General features: G+C 64.9%; 17 protein-coding genes. 4 read left to right on the forward strand and 13 right to left on the reverse strand.

All coding sequences use genetic code 11. The features are described from left to right. Window positions 1–67: 67 nt before the first annotated feature. A complete protein-coding gene (locus tag AC5Y4S_RS20305) occupies window positions 68–940 on the forward strand; it encodes a helix-turn-helix domain-containing protein (protein WP_500034420.1) in 873 nt (290 codons plus the stop codon). A 9-nt stretch (window positions 941–949) separates the two neighbouring features. Here AC5Y4S_RS20305 and AC5Y4S_RS20310 read toward each other — a convergent pair whose 3' ends face one another. From AC5Y4S_RS20310 to AC5Y4S_RS20345, 8 genes are read right to left on the reverse strand one after another with little or no spacing between them, the layout of a single operon-like run. After that, window positions 950–1,546, reverse strand: coding sequence for a TetR/AcrR family transcriptional regulator (locus tag AC5Y4S_RS20310; RefSeq protein WP_500034421.1), 597 nt, complete (start codon window positions 1,544–1,546; stop codon window positions 950–952). Between the two features lie 23 nt (window positions 1,547–1,569). Beyond that, a complete protein-coding gene (locus AC5Y4S_RS20315; protein ID WP_500034422.1) occupies window positions 1,570–2,739 on the reverse strand; it encodes a lipid-transfer protein in 1,170 nt (389 codons plus the stop codon). Beyond that, window positions 2,736–3,188: a MaoC family dehydratase gene (locus AC5Y4S_RS20320; protein WP_500034423.1), complete on the reverse strand. Its 453-nt coding sequence runs from the start codon at window positions 3,186–3,188 to the stop codon at window positions 2,736–2,738. The genes AC5Y4S_RS20315 and AC5Y4S_RS20320 overlap by 4 nt, the downstream gene beginning before the upstream one ends. Beyond that, window positions 3,185–4,294, reverse strand: coding sequence for an acyl-CoA dehydrogenase family protein (locus AC5Y4S_RS20325; protein ID WP_500034424.1), 1,110 nt, complete (start codon window positions 4,292–4,294; stop codon window positions 3,185–3,187). Before AC5Y4S_RS20325 ends, AC5Y4S_RS20320 begins: the two co-directional genes overlap by 4 nt. 22 nt (window positions 4,295–4,316) lie before the next feature. Beyond that, window positions 4,317–4,730 (reverse strand): Zn-ribbon domain-containing OB-fold protein, encoded by a 414-nt coding sequence (locus AC5Y4S_RS20330; RefSeq protein ID WP_500034425.1) that lies wholly within the window; start codon window positions 4,728–4,730, stop codon window positions 4,317–4,319. Beyond that, window positions 4,730–5,302, reverse strand: coding sequence for an FAS1-like dehydratase domain-containing protein (locus AC5Y4S_RS20335; RefSeq protein ID WP_500034426.1), 573 nt, complete (start codon window positions 5,300–5,302; stop codon window positions 4,730–4,732). The genes AC5Y4S_RS20330 and AC5Y4S_RS20335 overlap by 1 nt, the downstream gene beginning before the upstream one ends. 17 nt (window positions 5,303–5,319) lie before the next feature. Beyond that, window positions 5,320–6,507, reverse strand: coding sequence for an acyl-CoA dehydrogenase family protein (locus tag AC5Y4S_RS20340; protein ID WP_500034427.1), 1,188 nt, complete (start codon window positions 6,505–6,507; stop codon window positions 5,320–5,322). Beyond that, the gene (locus tag AC5Y4S_RS20345; RefSeq protein ID WP_500034636.1) at window positions 6,507–7,679 is read right to left on the reverse strand and encodes a cytochrome P450; all 1,173 of its coding nucleotides are present in this window, start codon (window positions 7,677–7,679) and stop codon (window positions 6,507–6,509) included. Before AC5Y4S_RS20345 ends, AC5Y4S_RS20340 begins: the two co-directional genes overlap by 1 nt. 253 nt (window positions 7,680–7,932) lie before the next feature. Here AC5Y4S_RS20345 and AC5Y4S_RS20350 point away from each other — a divergent pair, with 253 nt between their 5' ends. Together AC5Y4S_RS20350 and AC5Y4S_RS20355 are read left to right on the forward strand one after the other, a co-directional pair. Continuing rightward, the gene (locus AC5Y4S_RS20350) at window positions 7,933–9,393 is read left to right on the forward strand and encodes an aldehyde dehydrogenase family protein (RefSeq protein ID WP_500034637.1); all 1,461 of its coding nucleotides are present in this window, start codon (window positions 7,933–7,935) and stop codon (window positions 9,391–9,393) included. Continuing rightward, window positions 9,390–11,795, forward strand: coding sequence for a CaiB/BaiF CoA transferase family protein (locus AC5Y4S_RS20355; RefSeq protein WP_500034428.1), 2,406 nt, complete (start codon window positions 9,390–9,392; stop codon window positions 11,793–11,795). Before AC5Y4S_RS20350 ends, AC5Y4S_RS20355 begins: the two co-directional genes overlap by 4 nt. Here AC5Y4S_RS20355 and AC5Y4S_RS20360 read toward each other — a convergent pair. From AC5Y4S_RS20360 to AC5Y4S_RS20370, 3 genes are all read right to left on the reverse strand, one after another. Then, window positions 11,792–12,271: a MaoC family dehydratase gene (locus AC5Y4S_RS20360; protein ID WP_500034429.1), complete on the reverse strand. Its 480-nt coding sequence runs from the start codon at window positions 12,269–12,271 to the stop codon at window positions 11,792–11,794. The two genes, AC5Y4S_RS20355 and AC5Y4S_RS20360, sit on opposite strands and share 4 nt — an antisense overlap. Beyond that, window positions 12,268–13,461 carry an amidohydrolase family protein gene (locus AC5Y4S_RS20365; protein WP_500034430.1) on the reverse strand — a complete coding sequence of 398 codons (1,194 nt, stop codon included), beginning with the start codon at window positions 13,459–13,461 and terminating at the stop codon, window positions 12,268–12,270. Before AC5Y4S_RS20365 ends, AC5Y4S_RS20360 begins: the two co-directional genes overlap by 4 nt. Before the next feature lie 101 nt (window positions 13,462–13,562). Beyond that, window positions 13,563–14,192, reverse strand: coding sequence for a cysteine hydrolase family protein (locus tag AC5Y4S_RS20370; RefSeq protein WP_500034431.1), 630 nt, complete (start codon window positions 14,190–14,192; stop codon window positions 13,563–13,565). Between the two features lie 50 nt (window positions 14,193–14,242). Between AC5Y4S_RS20370 and AC5Y4S_RS20375 the strand changes: the two genes are divergently transcribed. Further along, on the forward strand, window positions 14,243–14,680 hold the full coding sequence (locus tag AC5Y4S_RS20375) for a nuclear transport factor 2 family protein (protein ID WP_500034432.1): 438 nt from the start codon (window positions 14,243–14,245) through the stop codon (window positions 14,678–14,680). A 6-nt stretch (window positions 14,681–14,686) separates the two neighbouring features. Here the strand turns inward: AC5Y4S_RS20375 and AC5Y4S_RS20380 are convergent, their stop codons facing one another. Together AC5Y4S_RS20380 and AC5Y4S_RS20385 are read right to left on the reverse strand one after the other, a co-directional pair. Then, entirely contained in the window at window positions 14,687–15,589 is a 903-nt protein-coding gene (locus tag AC5Y4S_RS20380) for a TIGR03619 family F420-dependent LLM class oxidoreductase (RefSeq protein ID WP_500034433.1), read from the reverse strand. After that, window positions 15,586–16,701, reverse strand: a complete 1,116-nt coding sequence (locus AC5Y4S_RS20385) for an acyl-CoA dehydrogenase family protein (protein ID WP_500034434.1) — start codon at window positions 16,699–16,701, stop codon at window positions 15,586–15,588. The genes AC5Y4S_RS20380 and AC5Y4S_RS20385 overlap by 4 nt, the downstream gene beginning before the upstream one ends. Window positions 16,702–16,769 lie beyond the last annotated feature (68 nt).

Here is a 16,769-nt window from a genome sequence, read left to right on the forward strand (position 1 = left end):
CTATTATTAGAGAAACTTTTATCTGATTACTGAGTCGACCGTAGGATGCGGCGCGAAGGGAGTCAAGATGCGCGGAGTCACTTCAGCGCCCGCCGAGCGTGTCCTCGATGTCGTCGAGTTGCTCAGCCGGCCGGAAAGTGGCGGGCACCGCTTTTCCGACGTCGCTCGCGAGCTCGGTCTTTCTCAGGCGACGGCACACTCCATACTCAAGACTCTGTGCGACCGCGGTTGGGCGACCAGGGATCCCATTTCCAAGAAGTTTGACCTCGGCCTGGCCGTGGCCGTCATCGCGGAGAGGTTGGAAGCCAAACGCCCACTTCTGGCCCTCGCTCGCGAGGCCATCCGCCGTCTCGCAGAGACGACCCGTACACCGGCCTCGGTAGTCGAGCGCACCGGAGATGAGCTGGTGATTACCGCGTTCGAAACTCCTGACGGGTCGACTAAACCAGTCGCTTCACATGAGCGAATCCCGTATGCCCCGCCGTTCGGGATCGCCTGCGCCGCTTGGGATATCCCAAGCGAACAAGAATCATGGATTCAGCGCGGCGCGGCAGGTGACTCGTCGCTGGCAGAGCGCCTTCGCACGGTGTTGGCCCAGACGCGAGACCGCGGTTATGACATCGATTGGATGACGCCGGCGCTGGCGCAGGCGGCTCATGCGATCGAAACGTTGTCGAACGAGACGGTGCCGCACAATCTGCGCTCCGTGGTCGACCAACTGCGCGTCGAGTTCATTTCTGCGAACTTGCTATCCGGCGACAGCGCACGCGATGCGCTCCCGGTTGCCACAATCTCTGCGCCCGTGTTGGACGAGAGAGGCCATGTGCGACTCATTCTCGGGCTCCACCCGCTACGCGTTATGACGATGGGCGAAATCCGTGCTGCGGCGAAACCGCTGCTGCGCGAGATCGACCGACTGGGAGGCCTCAGAGCGCCATGACGTGCGCAGCTACCTCTTGCGTCGGTCATGGACGAATCCCCGCACGACATACGCGCGGACGAAGTCGCCCACCGCGACGTCGTTACCGTCGTGATACGGCGACGGGGTTGTGAACAAGGAGAACAAGATTCGCGCAAACCACTCCGACGCCGACCGAATGTCGAGGTCGCTGCGCACCTCACCGGTCAGCCTCGCCGCCGAAATGTACGGCGCGAGAAATTCGCCACATTCGCGCAGAAGCGTCGACGCATTCTTCGTCAACATCAGGTCGACTTGCTCTTGGTCGAAATACAACTCGGATTCCACCACTCGGCGGGCCTGGGTGACGAAAACGCCTGCCCGGACCAGCTTGTCCTCGAGGGTGCTGCCGCCATCGCGTTCGATCGCCCTGGCCAGCTTGCGGTAGAAGCCCTGCGACGCCGCCTCCGCACAGGCCTCGACAATCGTTTCCTTGTCCCGGAAGTACTCGTAGAACGTGCTCCTGGACACCTCCGCGGCGCGCGCGATGTCGACGATCGTCGTCTTTCGCAGCCCGTGCGTTCGGAAGCAGGCGAAGGCGGCAGAGATGAGCACCGCGCGGGTGTCAACGGCGGTCGCGCGGGTCATCAGGCTCCCTTGCATCGGCGAACTCAGCGATCCGGCGCGAGAATCAGACCGCTCGTCGGGACGCCCGTGCCGGACGTGACGAGCACGTGTTCGACGTTATCGACCTGGTTGTAAGAGGTGCCGCGAACCTGACGGACGCCCTCGGTGATGCCGTTCATGCCGTGGATGTACGCCTCGCCGAGCAGCCCACCGTTGGTGTTGATCGGCATTCGGCCCCCGAGCGACAACTCGTCGACCGAGACGAAGTCTTTGGCCTCCCCGCGGCCGCAGAATCCCAGCTCTTCGAGCTGGGTGAAGACGAAGGGCGTGAAGTGGTCGTAGAGGAACGCGGTCGAAATGTCCTGCGGTTTAAGGCCGGAATCGCGCCACAGCTTGTCACCGACCACACCCATCTCGGGCAGGCCGGTGATGTCCTCGCGGTAGTAGCTCGTCATCACCTCGCCGTCGTAGGCGGCGCCCTGCGCGGCGGCTGTGATGACGGCGGGCGGCTTGGCCAGGTCTCGCGCTCGCTCGACGCTGGTCACCACCATCGCGACGCCGCCGTCGCTTTCCTGACAGCAGTCGAGGAGCCGCAACACCGGCTCGATGATCCAGCGCGACTGCTGGTGCTGCTCAATGGATATCGGCTTGCCATAGAACCAGGCGTCGGGATTCTTGGCGGCATGCTTGCGATCGATCACGGAAATCTTGCCGAAATCGGCATTGCTGACCCCGTACGCCGTCATGTACCGCTGCGCATGCAGCGCGACCCAGGCGGCGGGTGTCATGAAGCCGAACGGGGCATAGGGCGCCATCCACAAGGGCGTCACGCCGGGCTGGCGTCCGGCACCGCCGAAGCGAAAGCCGGAGCGCTCGTTGAACGCGCGGTAGCACACCACCGCTTCCGCCGCGCCCGTTGCAACCGCCATCGCCGCCTGCATCACGGTTCCCGCGGCCGCGCCGCCACCGTGCGGGACTCTGGTGAAGAACGTCAGGTCACGGATTCCGACGTTACGGGCGACCTCGATTTCCTCGTTCTCGTCGACGCTGAAGGTGACCATGCCGTCGATGTCGGCGGGCTTTAGCCCGGCGTCGCGGATCGCGGCGAGCACCGCCTCGCAGGCGAGCTGCATCTCGGTGCGGCCCGATTCCTTGGAAAACTCGGTTTGGCCGATACCGACGATCGCTGCCTTGCCGCCAATACCGTCGCTCATACATCCACACCCTGGAGCAGGCTGAGCACCGCGGTTCCCGAGACGTGGTCGCCCAGACTGTTGGTGCCCTTGAAGATGACCTCGATCAGCCCTTCACCGTCGGCCGACGACTTGCCGGTCACCGATCCCGTAAATCGCAGCGGGTCATTCGGGTAGGCCGGTACGCCGAGACGAATGGACAGCTTCTTGATCATCGCCTCGGGGCCCGCCCAGTCGTGCAAGAACTTCACGCACAGTCCGTTGGTCGTCAGGATGTTTAGAAAGATGTCCTTGGAGCCCTGGGAATTGGCGAAGTCGCGGTCGTGGTGTACCGGCATGTAGTCACGGGACGCGATGGCGCCGGCGACGATCAACGTGGTGGTCACCGGTACGTCCAGCGGGGTGACTTCGTCGCCCACATTGATGGAGTTCCATGCCCGTGTGGTGGTGCGGTCGACGGTGGAGGTCATTGGCTTCCTTCCGGGTATGCGGCGCCGAGGCGGGCGAGTTGTTGAGAGGCGGAGCCGAGCGACAGCTCGATTTGCTTGGCCCACAGGAAATACCGGTGGAGCGGGTAGGTGACGTCGATGCCCATCCCGCCGTGTACTTGCTGGGCCGATGCGACGACCCGAGCGCCGGCCTCGGCGGCCCAGAACTTGGCGATCGCCGCTTCGCGGCTGGCGGGCCGGCCCTCATCGATCAGCCACGCCGCGTGCCAGGTGGTCCAGCGGATCGCCTCGACGTCGATGAACGCATCGGCCAGCCGTTGCTGCACCGCCTGGAACGAGCCGATCGGCCTGCCGAATTGCTCGCGTTCGCTGGTGTAGGAAGCGGCGAACTTCAGCGCTCGTTCGGCCACGCCGACCTGCATTGCGCACAGCCCGACGAGCGCCCTGGTGTACAGGGAACCGACCGCGTCCGCTCCGCGGGTGTTGTCGAGCCGGTGTCCGGCGGCGCCGGTGAGTTCGACGTCCGCGTAGGGCTCTCCGTTGGTGGTGCTTGCCGGCGTCACCGTTACACCGTCGCCTGGTGTCTCGACAACGAACAGGCTTGGGCCGTCATCGGCCAGCGCTGAAACCACGATGGCGTCGGCAAGCTGGGCGGCCGGCACCAGCTCCTTGCTGCCATCCAGGATCCAGGTGCCCCCGTCGGCGCGTGCCCTGGTGCGTGGCGCGGTCGGATCGGAGTTGCCCGGTTCGGCGAGTCCGGCGGTCAGAATCACGCCGCCGTCCACGACTTTTGGCAGGTAGCGCTGCTGAATTCCCGAATCACCGTGCCGCGCAATAGTATCCGCGCCGAGCATGAGGGTCGCGTAGGCGGGGACAGGCGCAACGCTCCGGCCGACCTCGGCGAGCAGCACGCCGAGCTCGAGGAAGCCGCCGCCACTGCCGCCAACGGACTCGGGCATCGCGATGCCCAGCAAGTCCGAGGATGCCAACTCGCGCCACAGCGCTTCGTCGAAGCGAACCTCGCCTGATTCCAGTTCCGTGAGACGTTCGGGGGTGGCGCGGTGCTCGAAGAGCTGACGTGCCACCTTGCCGACGGTCTCCTGTTCTTCGGTGAAGGAAAAGTCCATGCTCGCCCTTATTTCTCGTCGGTCAGCGCACCGGCCGGAACTGGTGCAGAACCAGATCCTCGCCGCTCGGGATTGCTTCGAACTTTTCGTAGAAGACCTCAACGGGGAGCCCCACCTCGATTGCCTCGGGCTCGATGTCGCAGAGGTTCGAGACGATGCGGACTCCTTCGTCGAGTTCGATCAGCGCCACCACGTAGGGATATTGGAGGAAGGGCAGCGGCGGATATTGCGGCATGATGAAGCTGTAAACGACGCCGCGCCCGGTCGATTCGACGGAGCCCCAGTTGAGCGACTGACAATGTCCGCACATCGGCCGCGGCGGCACGCGCAAAGTATTGCAGTCATTGCACCGCTGGATCAGCAGCTTGTGGTCCTTCAGGCCCGACCAGAAGAACTCGGTGTCCGGGCTGATCGATGGAGCAAGTCTGTTGGCCATCAGTCCCCTGCCGTTCCGGCGGGGGCCCCACCCGTCTTGAATCGCAGGGTGCGGAACCGCTGGCGGCCGATCACTTCACCGTTCTGATCGCGGTAGGTCGTGATCCAGGTGACGAAGTAGCCGTTGCCCATCGCCGTCTTTTTCTCGTCGGAGATGGTCTCGAAAACAGTTTCGGCCGTGATGTCGTCACCGACGCGCGGGTATCGCTCGATCTCGAACTCGGAATTGGTGGCGACCGTGCCCGTATAGCCGGCATCGGCGAGGAACTGCAGCGGATTCTCCTTGAGCTCGACCGGGACTCCGCCGCGCTCGTGGATGCCGACAAGCTTGGGTGGCGCCATGGTCCACGACTGCAGCATCACCGGAGGCGACACGAGGCCGCCATAGCGGGAGGAGGCGGCGAACTCGGGGTCCAGATACGCCGGGTTCATGTCGTCCAACGCGTAGGCCCAGTGCCGAATCATCGCCGCATTTACGGGATCTGGCGCCTTGACGGGCTGCCCGGAACTGATCGGTTTGCCGATGAGCGCATCCAGGCGCTCGCGCAGTGGGTCCTTCGTTGTCTCAGTCACGGCTAAGCACCTTCCTCCTAGGATGCGCTGGCCCGCATGTCGCGGGGCGCGCGGGGCATCCCGAGACCGGCCATAGCGATGATGTCGCGTTGAAGCTCGTTGGCTCCGCCGCCGAACGTGTTGATGACCGCCATCCGATACGCGCTCTCCAGCTCGCCCTTGAGGGGGGCCGCCGAGTCCTTACGCACACCGGCCTGCCCGACGACCTCGAGGAGTTCGCGTGCTACCTGCTGGGTGAGTTCGGTGCCGAATACCTTTGCCGCCGAGGCCTCACCCATGCCGAGCGCCCCGGAGCTCATGGTCGCGTTGACCCGCAGGTTGAGCAGCCGGTAGGCGGCGACTTGGGCTTCCACCCGCGCCAGCGCCTGCTGCACCCAGGGCTTGTCGATGACCAACCCGTCGTCGAGCGACGTCGTCGACGCCCATTTGAGCGTCTTCGTGAACAACGGTTCCAGCGCGCCGAGGTTGCCCAGGGCGGCGCGTTCCAGGTTCAGCTGGTTGGTGATCAAGGTCCAGCCTTGGTTCTCGCCGAGCACGATGGCATTTTCTGGTACTCGGACGTCGTCGTAGAACGTGTAGTACGTGGACACTCCCGGCATCGTGTGCAGCGGCTTCCAGGAGAACCCCGGTGAGTCGGTCGGCACGATGAAAAGCGTGATGCCCTTGTGTTTCTTGGCGGTCGGATCGGTACGTGCGGCCAACCAGATGTAGTCGGCGAACTCGGCGCCACTGGTGAACATCTTCGAACCGTTGATCACGAACTCGTCGCCGTCGCGAACTGCCGTGGTGCGCAGCGACGCGAGATCGCTTCCGGCCCCGGGCTCCGAGTAGCCGATCGCGAATTCAACAGTTCCCTTGAGAATTGCGGGGAGGAACTTCGTCTTTTGCTCCTCGGTTCCGTACTGAATGAGTGTGGGGCCCACTGTGTTCAGGGTGATCATCGGCAACGGCGCGTTGACCCGGCGCGCCTCTTCCGAGAAGATGTATTGCTCCAGCGCTGTCAGCCCGCCGCCGCCGTATTCGACGGGCCAGGCGACGCCGAGCAGCCCGGCTTCGCCGAGCGCGCGCCGGCATTCGGCGATCGCGGCGCCTCCCTCGAGCAGGTTGGCAACAGCGGCGCGGCGCTCCGGGGTCATCACCGCCTCGAGCCGGGTCCGGTAGTCCTTGCGGAGCTGTTCCTGTTCGGGTGTGTAGTCGAAGTCCATCAATCGCCCGTTCCCAGTCGAATCGGCATCCGTTTCACGCCCGGCACCATGGTGGCGCGAAGTCGTGACACGTCACCGGTGAGTTCCAGCGTCGGATATGTGCCCAGCAGCACCTCGAACATGACCCGGGCCTCCAGCCGGGCGAGTTGCGCGCCAAGACACGCGTGCTCACCGGCGCCAAAAGCAATGTGCGGGTTGGGGTTACGGGTGATGTCGAACTCTTCGCACGTAGGTCCGAAGATTTCCTCGTCGCGGTTGGCGGCGCCGTAGAGCATGACGACGGTGTCGCCGGCCTTGATCTGTTGGCCGCGGATCTCCACGTCCTGGGTGGCGCAGCGCGCCATATGGGTGACCGGGCTGGTGAATCGCAGCATCTCCTCGACCGCGGAGGGTAGCAGCGCCGGGTTCGCTCGCAGCAGCGCGAACTGGTCGGGATGGTCGATCAACGCCAACGTCCCCAACGCGATGAGGTTACGGGTCGTTTCGTTGCCGGCAACCAACAGCAAGAAGGAGAAGTTGAGTAGATCGGCGTCGGTGAGTTGCTCCCCGTCCACTTGGGCCGCGGCAAGAATGCTCAGCAGATCGTCCTGTCCGCTGACCTCGCCGGACCGACGCGCGGCGATGAGCTTGGTGAAGTACTCGTACAGCTCCCCGAGCGCAACCACCGAGTCCAGTTCGATGTCCGGGTCGGCGGTGCCAACCGCTGCGTCCGACCAGGCGCGGAACTGCTCCCAGTCTTCGGGCGGCGCCCCGAGCATCTCGGCGATCAGCCGGGTGGGAAGAGGCGCCGCGATCTCCTCCGCGAATTCGTACTCACGCGATGGGTCGACGTTGTCCACGATGCCCTTCACGATCTGGCGCACCTTGGGCTCGAGCAACTGCACCTGGCGGCGGGTGAAGCCCGAGTTGATGAGCTTGCGAAGCTGCCGGTGCCGCGGCGGATCGGTAAAGATCAGGTTCCCCTCCTGAACGGGTTCGGGCTGGGCGGGGTCCGGGATCGAGATGCCCTTCGTCGAGGAGAAAGTCAATGGGTGACCGGAGACGTAGCGGATGTCCTCGTACTTCAACAGCGCCCAGAAGTTCGTGACGTCGTTCCAGACGACGGGCGTTGTGTTGCGAAGTTCCCGGTAGACCGGGTAGGGATCGCCGGCGTAGAAGTCCGGTGAGTGCAAAGGAACCGTGGTAGTGGGCACCGCAGCCTTCCTCGACGCTGAGAGCTGTTCGGACAGATAAATAAAGAATGTCCGTTTCCAAGGTGTCTACAGTAGAGCCGACTTGTCTGTCAAACACCGGCTATTTGGCTTAAATAAAGGTGGATTGCCGTTGACGGCTTCTTCCGCGCCGTGTACACACGCTCAGAGAGTGTATGTTATGGCTACGTCACCGGGCCGTGCCCCGATCAGCGGTCAGGAAGGCAGGCAGATGATGGCTGGCTCACGGTCTCTCCGCGACGCCTACGGGCATTACATCGACGGCCGATGGGCCGATCCGGACAGCGGGCGCTACGACGTCGTAAACCCCGCGACCGAGGCGGTGATCGGTTCTGCGCCGGACGCCAGCGTTGCGCAGGTCCAACAGGCGGTCGCAGCGGCCAGGGCCGCATTCGATTCGGGTCCCTGGCCGGCGGCGGCGCCGGCGGAGCGCGCCAGATGCCTGCAACAGCTCAGCGATGCGCTACTGGCCAACAGCGAGGAGTTCTACGCCCTCGCGCAGGCGGAGTGGGGTTGTTCGGCAAACGAGCGCTTGATCCACGTCGAAGGCCCGGCATTCATGGTCGGTCACGCTGCAGAGCTCGCGATGGAGCCCGCCGAGGAACCGATGGACGCGTGGGGCGCTGCGGGCACCACGCTGTTGCGCTACGAACCGCTTGGTGTGGTGGCGGCCATGACCCCGTGGAATTTCCCGCACACCATTAACGTGATGAAGCTGGGTGCGGCGCTGGCGGCGGGAAATACGCTCGTGCTCAAGCCATCGCCGTTGACGCCCCTGGCCGGGCTGGCGCTGGCTCGTATCGTCGAGGAGGAGACGGACATCCCCGCCGGTGTCGTCAACGTGGTTACTCCGACCAGCGTCGAGGCCAGCAGGAGCCTGACCCTGGATCCCAGGGTCAACATGGTCAGCTTCACCGGCAGCTCGGCCGTCGGCCGCGACGTGATGGCCGGCGCAGCGACCACGATGAAACGCGTTCTGCTGGAGTGCGGTGGCAAGTCCGCGACCGTCCTGTTGCCTGACGTCGAGATCACCGACGAATTGTTGGAGCGGCTGCTGTTCGAAGGATGCACGATGCATGCCGGGCAGGCCTGCATCCTCAACAGCAGGCTGCTGTTGCCCGATGCGATCCACGACGAAGTGGTGGATCGACTTGCGCGGCTGGCTCGCGGGGTGGTGATCGGCGATCCCACCGACCCGGCGGTAACGATGGGCCCGCTAATCAGCCGCGAGCATCGGGACCGGGTCGAGGGATTCGTCGAACGTGCCGAGGCCGACGGCGCAACCGTGGTCGCCGGGGGAGGGCGCCCGAAAGATCTGAGCCACGGATTCTATTTCGAGCCAACGATACTGACGGACGTCTCACCCGATTCGTATATCGCGCAAGAGGAAGTGTTCGGTCCCGTGCTGACAGTGTTGCGGTACCGCGACGACGATGACGCGGTGGACATCGCCAACAATTCGGCGTATGGGCTCGGGGGCGCGGTGTGGGGAAGCGACGTCGACCGCGCGGTGGCGATCGCCCGCCGGATTAGGACCGGGCAGGTCTCGATCAACGGGACGATTCCCGGAGACGCACCGTTCGGGGGCTTCAACCAGAGTGGTATCGGCCGGGAAGGTGGTGTGATGGGATTGCGGGCCTATATGGAGCCCAAGGCCATCGGAGTGCCCGCGTGAACGGGCCCCTTGCGGGTTTGCGTGTTGTCGAGCTGGCCTCCGACATTGCGGGTCCGTACTGCGCCAAGTTGCTCGTCGACCTTGGCGCCGACGTCTGCAAGGTCGAGCCCCCAACGGGTGACCCGTTGCGCCTATGGGGTCCCTTTCCGTCGGCCGATCCTGATCCGGAACGAAGCGGGCTGTTCGCGTATCTCAACGCCGGAAAGTCCGGCGTCACAGTCGACTTGGCAGGTGATAGCGAGCGCGCGCACCTTCACGAGCTCATCGCGCAGGCGGACGTGTTTATCGAAGACCTGGACGCCTGCGCGCCCGAGCGGCAGGACTGGGGTCTGGACGTGGACGCTCTTGGCCGGATCAACCCCGACCTCGTCGTGGTCCGGATATCGAGCTTTGGCCAGGGCGGGCCGCTGCGTGACCGGGTGGCGACTCCATTGACCCTGCAGGCGGCCGGGGGTTGGGTCAATGCGCGCGACCCCGGGAGGGCGCCGGTGCAAGCCGGTGCACGGATTCCGGAGTACATAGCCGGCGCGTATGCGGCCCTAGGGGCGCTCACGGCGCTGCGGATCGCCGCAGCGGGGACGAACCGCCCGGTGGAGGTGGACGTCTCGATGTTGGAGACACTCCTGTCGACGCTGCCCTATCCCATGCTGATGGCAGCGCGACTGAAAAGCCTTGGTTTACCGACTAATTCGAAGGCGGCACCGATGTTGGGCATCGTGCGTGCGGCCGATGGCTGGATCGGAATCAACTGCCTGACCGGCCAGCACTGGCTGGACGTGTGCGCCATGGTCGGGTTGCCCGAGTTCGGCGAGCACCAACTTGCGATCATGCTCGGCGGCCCCGAGCGCGACGAGTTTTTCGCCAAGGCCCAGCCCTTCCTGGATTCGATGACCGTCGCCGACCTGGTCGACCTGAGCCAGGCCATGCGGATACCCGCGGCGCCGGTCACCGAAGGCAATACCATACTGGACTGTCCGCAGTACGCCGAGCGAGGATTTTTCATCGAGGCGGCGGCTGACGCATGGCGATTCACCAGACCCGGAGCGCCGTTTCGGTTTTCGAAGACACCGGTTCCTTCGCCGCTTCCTGCCCCGGCCCGCGGAAAAGCCTCCCAGGCTGCCTGGAGCGAGCGCGGCGCGCGCCGCTCGGACGGCCGCGTCGAGACAGTGCCGGATGTCGCCGTGCCCTTCGCCGGATTGAAGGTCTTCGACTTGAGCACCTTCTGGGCCGGGGCGTATCTGACGTGCTACCTCGGCGCGTTCGGGGCTGACGTGATCAAGGTCGAATCCATTCAGCGCCCCGACGGCCACCGCTACTCCGGCTCGCTGCTGCGGGAGGGAGACGACTGGTATGAACGCGGGCCTCTTTGGCAGGGAACCAATCTCAACAAACGCGACATCACGCTTGATCTCACTTCGACAGCCGGCCGCGAGTTGGCTCTGCGGCTGGCCGCAGAAGCCGACGTGGTGGTGGAGAACTTCTCCCCGCGCGTGGTTGAGCAGTTCGGCCTCGATTACGAGTCGCTCGCCAAGATTAACCCCGCACTGATCATGGTGCGGATGCCCGGCTTCGGGCTGGAGGGGCCGTGGCGCGACTACGTGGGCTGGGCACTGAACATCGAACAGGTGTCCGGTATGTCGGCCATGACCGGTTACCCAGACGGCCCGCCGTGCAATCTACAAGGGCCCGCCGATCCGATCGCCGGTGTACACGCAGGTGTGGCGCTGCTGGCCGCGCTCGAGCACAGGCGGTCCACCGGTGCGGGCCAGCTCGTCGAGGTCGCGCAGATCGAGGTTGGCGCGGCGGTGACCGCCGAGCCCGTGATCGAGTACTCGCTAACGGGCACGGTGCGACCACGAGAGGGAAACCGCCACCGCGAATACACCCAGGGTGTCTATCCGACCAGCATCGCTGGCGAGTGGATCGCGCTGTCGGTGCGCCATGACGCTGACTGGGTTGCACTGCTGGGCGCCCTCGGCCGCGCTGACCTGCGAGGCGACCCGAAATTCGTGACCGCAGAGGCGCGCCGGCATCATCATGACCAATTCGACGAGATTGTCGCGAGTTGGACGTGTACGCAACCCGCCGAGGAGCTGGTGGCAACGCTTGTCCGCCATGGCCTTCCAGCCGCGCGATTAATTGCAGCCGACGAGATGTATGACGTCGAGCAGCTCGATGCGCGTGGTTACTATCAGGATCTGGTCCACCCGATTACTGGGCGACAGAGGTTTCCGGGCTGGCCATTTCAAATTTCGCCGGGTCCGGCACACCATCACAGGACCGCAGCCCCGACGCTGGGGCAGCACAACGCCGAGGTGTTGGGAGCGCTCGGACTTTCCGACGCGGAGATCGCCGCGCTGCGCGACCAACATGTGATCGGGCAACGCCTGCTCAACGCCTAGCTGTCGTCAACCATCGCTGCGATCGTGTCGACGACGCAAGCCGGTCGGTCGTTTCCCTCGACCTCGACGGTGACACGAACCGTGGCCCGCCCCCCGCGGTCGCTGCGTTCGACCTTGAGTAGCTCGGCTCCGGCCCGGATGCGGGAGTCGACCGGTACCGGCGCGGGGAACCGCAGCTTGTCGGAGCCGTAGTTCACCTGCATCGACAGCCCGGTCACCCGGTAGATCTGCTTGACGAGAACGGGCACCAGCGACAAGGTCAGATAGCCGTGTGCGATGGTCTTGCCGTAGGGACCGGCCGCCGCTTTCTCGGGGTCGACGTGAATCCACTGATGGTCACCGGTCGCCTCGGCGAACAGATCGATCTCCTTTTGGGTGACCCGAAGCCAGTCGCTGTACCCCAGGTGCTCGCCGACATGCGCCTCGAAATCGGCGATCCCGTCGTACTCCTTCGGAGACGTGGGCGCCTGAGTCATGCCGGAACCTTGAGCCCCAATTGCTCAATCGCGTTGCCGCCCATGATCTTTGCTTTGACGTCATCCGAGAGGCCGTCCAGCCGGTCGACGAAGCTCAGCGGGTCGCCGATGCCTTCCGGATGCGGGAAATCGGAGCCGAACATCACGTGGTCCTCGCCCATGATCTCGACGATTCCCTTGACGTCGTCCTCGAGGAACGGGTGGATGTAGATGTTTCGCTTGAACACCTCGACGGGATGCTCGTCGAATTCCTTCGGCATGATCTTGTATGCGGTGTTGAGTTGCTCGAGTAGGTTGCGCACCCAGCCGCTCCCGTTCTCCACGCACAGGATCTTCAGGTCCGGGAACCGTGAGAGCGCGCCGTGGCAGATCATAGCTGCCAGCGTGTCCTCGATCGCCCGGTGCCCCATCACGACCTCCCGGAGGGCACTCGGTTTGAAGGACAGATACTCCTCGCCGCCCTCCCACTCCATGAGGTGTTTCTGGTAGCCGCTGTCCGATGCGTGCATGGTGACCGGCATGCCGGCGTTGACGACCTCTTCCCAGAAGGGGTCGAACTCGGGCAGGCCCATGGACCGCGAACCGCCGAAGCGGCTGGGCACGGGCGCGGGGCGGACCAGGAATGTCTTCATACCGCGCTCGAGGCACCAGTGAAATTCTCTGATGGCTTCGTCCACGATCGGCAGGCAGATGACGGGGGTCGGGAAGATCCGCTCGTGGTAGTTGAATGTCCAGTGTTCGTGCATCCACTCGTTGAGCGCGTGGATGATCGCGTGGGTGAGGATGACGTCGTCGGTGGTGCGCTCCTCGATGAGGCTGGCAAGGGTCGGATACATCACGCACTGGTCCAGGCCCAGCTCATCCATCAGCTCCAGTCGGGGTGCGGGCGCCTGGTATGCGGGGATGACATCCATTGCCTCGCCGACGAACTCGCGAAAGTTGAGTCCTTCGGGGTTGTTGCCCAGAAAGTAGTCCTCGGCGCTGCCCGGCCTGGCAACACGCGCGAACGTTGGGTTGGGGATCATGTGGCTGATGTGGTCCTTGACAACCAGTTTGGGTCTGCCGTTGACCTCGACGTAGCCGACTTTTCCGCGGTGCTCCTTCGGCAGGTACTTCGTGAGCGCGTCCGTCGTCTCGTACATGTGGTTGTCGATGTCGAAAACCGGGTACGGCAATGAACGGCGAGACATGGGACTTCCTCCTGATCAGCGAATATGATCATTTACGCTATCTGAGAACGACGTTATCATCATCGGTCCTTAACCTCCACATCTCAGCGGCGTGAGACGGGTCAGACCACCGCATTCCACACGTCAACAACCGCACTCGACGAGGTCACAGTGGTGAGCAGGGACAGGGTGTTGTCGATGATCGATTCGGCATACTCCCGCGGGTACCCACTCACCGCATCCCGCGGTAGTACGAACTGATAGCCACGGTTGACCGCATCCATGACGAAGTTGGTGATGGCGATATTCACCGAGACACCCACTCCAACAATGGTTTTTATCCCCAGATTGCGCAGCACCGAGTCCAAATCGGTGCCGCACATCGGGCCGACGCCGTGGGTGCGAGTGAGGACGAGGTCGGAGTCGAGCGGGCCGAATTCCGGGAGCACGGAGGCGCCCGGGCTGCCGGGCGTGAGGTCGACGGTGAAGGATTTCCCCGCCGCGAACAATCGGGCGTTCGTATTCGAACCACGACCGTCGGCGCGCCGCTGGATCAGGCAATGCACGACCGTCACACCGGCCGCCCTGGCGGCGTCGAGCAGCTTCGCGATGTTGGGGATGGCTTCGCGGCGGGCCTCTTCGGCGAGCAGTGGAAGGCCGGCCTGCGGCCCTATAACGCCGCCCTGACACTCCTGCGTCACGAGGGCGGTGATACCCGGATCGAGCAGTTTCGTCAGCGTTGGTTGCGGCATGAGAATACACGTTATCGTGCGTGACGATTCGATTTCCACGAGGAGGCCCGATGCAGACGTGGGAGCTCGAGGTGCGGGAGTCGGTACGCCAGACCCTGGCCGACTACACCGCGGCCACAGATCGATTCGATCTGCGGGCGCTGGCAGCCTGCTTCACCGACGAGGGCGTCTTGGAGTTCACCGGAGGTGCCGGACCGCTCACCGGACCCGCAGAAATCGAGGCCGGTTTGGGCGCCGCGGTAACCCAGCCTTCGAGTTCGGGGCGGCCGGCGCCGACGCACGTCCGGCACCACGTCTCCAGCATCCGCTTCGGTGCGGTCGCTCGCGACAGCGTCGAGGTCAGCAGTTACTTCGCCGTCCACACCGACATCGGCCTTGACCATTGGGGCCGTTACCGCGACGTGCTGGTACCCGTGCGCGGCCGCTGGTTGTTTGCGCATCGCCGCATCAGCGTGGATGCATTCGCGGCCGGCAGCCTGATGGCATGAGGCCAATCAGGCGGCGATGAATTCCTTGGCGAAGGCGCGCGACCGGTCGATGACCTCGGCGCGGTCGGCGCCCGCCGGCGCGATGGTCAGCCAGGTGACCCCCGCCGCCTCCAGCCGCGCGATGGTCGCGTGACGCTCGTCGTTTGACCTGTTGTCGTCCAACAGCTTTCCGGCGGAGAAGCAGATGTCCAGCGGCTCGGTGCGGCCGATTTCGGCCGCGTATTGCTTGGCCCAGTCGATGGCGAGCTCCAACTCGTCGATCGTCGAGATCTCCGCCGTGCGCGACGCCGCGGCGTAGCCGAAGGTATTGAACGGTGCCCACCCCTGAGCGCGCGACACCGCCCGGCGGACCGCGGGCTTGCTGTTGCCGCCGACCCACACCGGTGGCGGAGTGGCGGGCAGTGGCCGCAGCCGGACGCCTCGTGCGGCGAACGACGTTCCTTCGTAGGCGATGTCCGCACCGGTGAGCACCTTGTCGAGGACGTCGAGTGCCTCGTCGAGCAGCGCGCCACGGTTTTCGAAATCGATTCCGAGGGCTTTGAATTCGGGCTTCAGGTAGCCCGCGGCGGTCCCGAGGATGAGCCGCCCGTTGGACAGCGCGGCGAGGCTCTGAATCGATTTGGCGCCGAGAAACGGGTTGCGGTACGCCGCGATGTAGACATTGGTCAGCAGCTTGACTTCTGTCGTCGCGGCGGCGGCGAAGGCCAAGGCGACGAACGGATCAGGGGCATGATGGCCGCCGTGGTCGAGCCATTTCGCGTCCGGCGCGGGGTGGTCGGTCACGTGGACTGCCGCGAATCCGCTTGTCTCCGCAGCTCGCGCGATGTCGGCGATCGCGTCGGCGGTCACGAACTCCTCGACCGCCTCGACGCGTTGGGTGGGCAGTTCGAGGGAGAAGCAGACGGTCACGAGAGTCCTTTCATTCCGGAGACGAGTGCGGCCAGACGTTGCGCGTGGTAGTCGGGGTCGCCGAACATCAATTGGCTGGCTTTGGCGCGCCGCACGAACAGGTGGGCATCGTGTTCCCAGGTGAACCCGATGCCGCCGTGAATGCGCATGTTGTCGAGCGCAATCTGAAGGAAGGCTTCCGAACAGACCATTTTCGCTACCGACGCCGCTGTCGGCAGGTCATCGGTGCCGGCCGCGTCCGCCGCATGTTCCTCGGCCGAACGAGCACCCTCGACCTGGACCAGCATGTCGGCGCACCGATGCTTGATCGCTTGGAAACTGCCGATGGGCCGACCGAACTGGATTCGCTGCTTGGCGTAGTCGACGGCCATGTCGAGGCAGCGTTGCGCTGCGCCCACCTGCTCGGCGGCCAGTGCCACGATGGCGAGGTCCGAGGTGCGCGCCAGGAACTCGGCGGCGGCGCCGTCGGCTCCGATCAACGCCGCCGGTGCCCCGCCGAAGCCCAGGCGGGCCACCTTGCGGGTGCGGTCGAGGCCGGACAGCGGTGTGCGGCTAACACCCTCGGCCCCGGGTCGGATCGCCAGCAGCGAGATGCCGGCGCCCGTGCGGGCCGCGACCAGGATGACGTCCGCGGTGTGACCATCGATCACGAGCGGTGCCTCCCCGTGGATCCGGTACGCGGCACCGTGGCGCTCCGCGCGTAACGTCACGGCGGCGGGGTCCCAGGCGCCGAGTTGGCCGTTGAGGACCAGCGTCGCGGTGGCAGAGCCGTCGACGAAGCCGGGGACGAATTCTTCGGCCGCTGCCTTGTCGCCGCTGGCGAGAACGGCCTGTGTCGCCAGCGCCACGGTGGCGAAGAACGGCGAGCAAAGCAGCGCGCGCCCCATTTCTTCGAAGACCACGGCGAGTTCGGCCATACCGGCACCCGCGCCGCCCAACTGCTCGGGAACGCCGATGCCGTGCAGGCCTAACTCGCCGGCCATCTGACGCCACGACGCCTCGTCGTAGCCGGTGTCCGTCGCCATCAGCTTGCGCACGGTCTCGCTGGGTGATGTGGCAGTCAGGTAGTCGCGTACGACGCCGCGCAGCTCGTCGAGCTCACTCAGGGGCACGGGCCTGCCCGATCCCGTTGTGCGCCAGCGATTGTGAAGGTGCCATGTCTCCTCTGTGCCGTCGCGGC

This window comes from Mycobacterium sp. NGS64 (assembly GCF_059812245.1).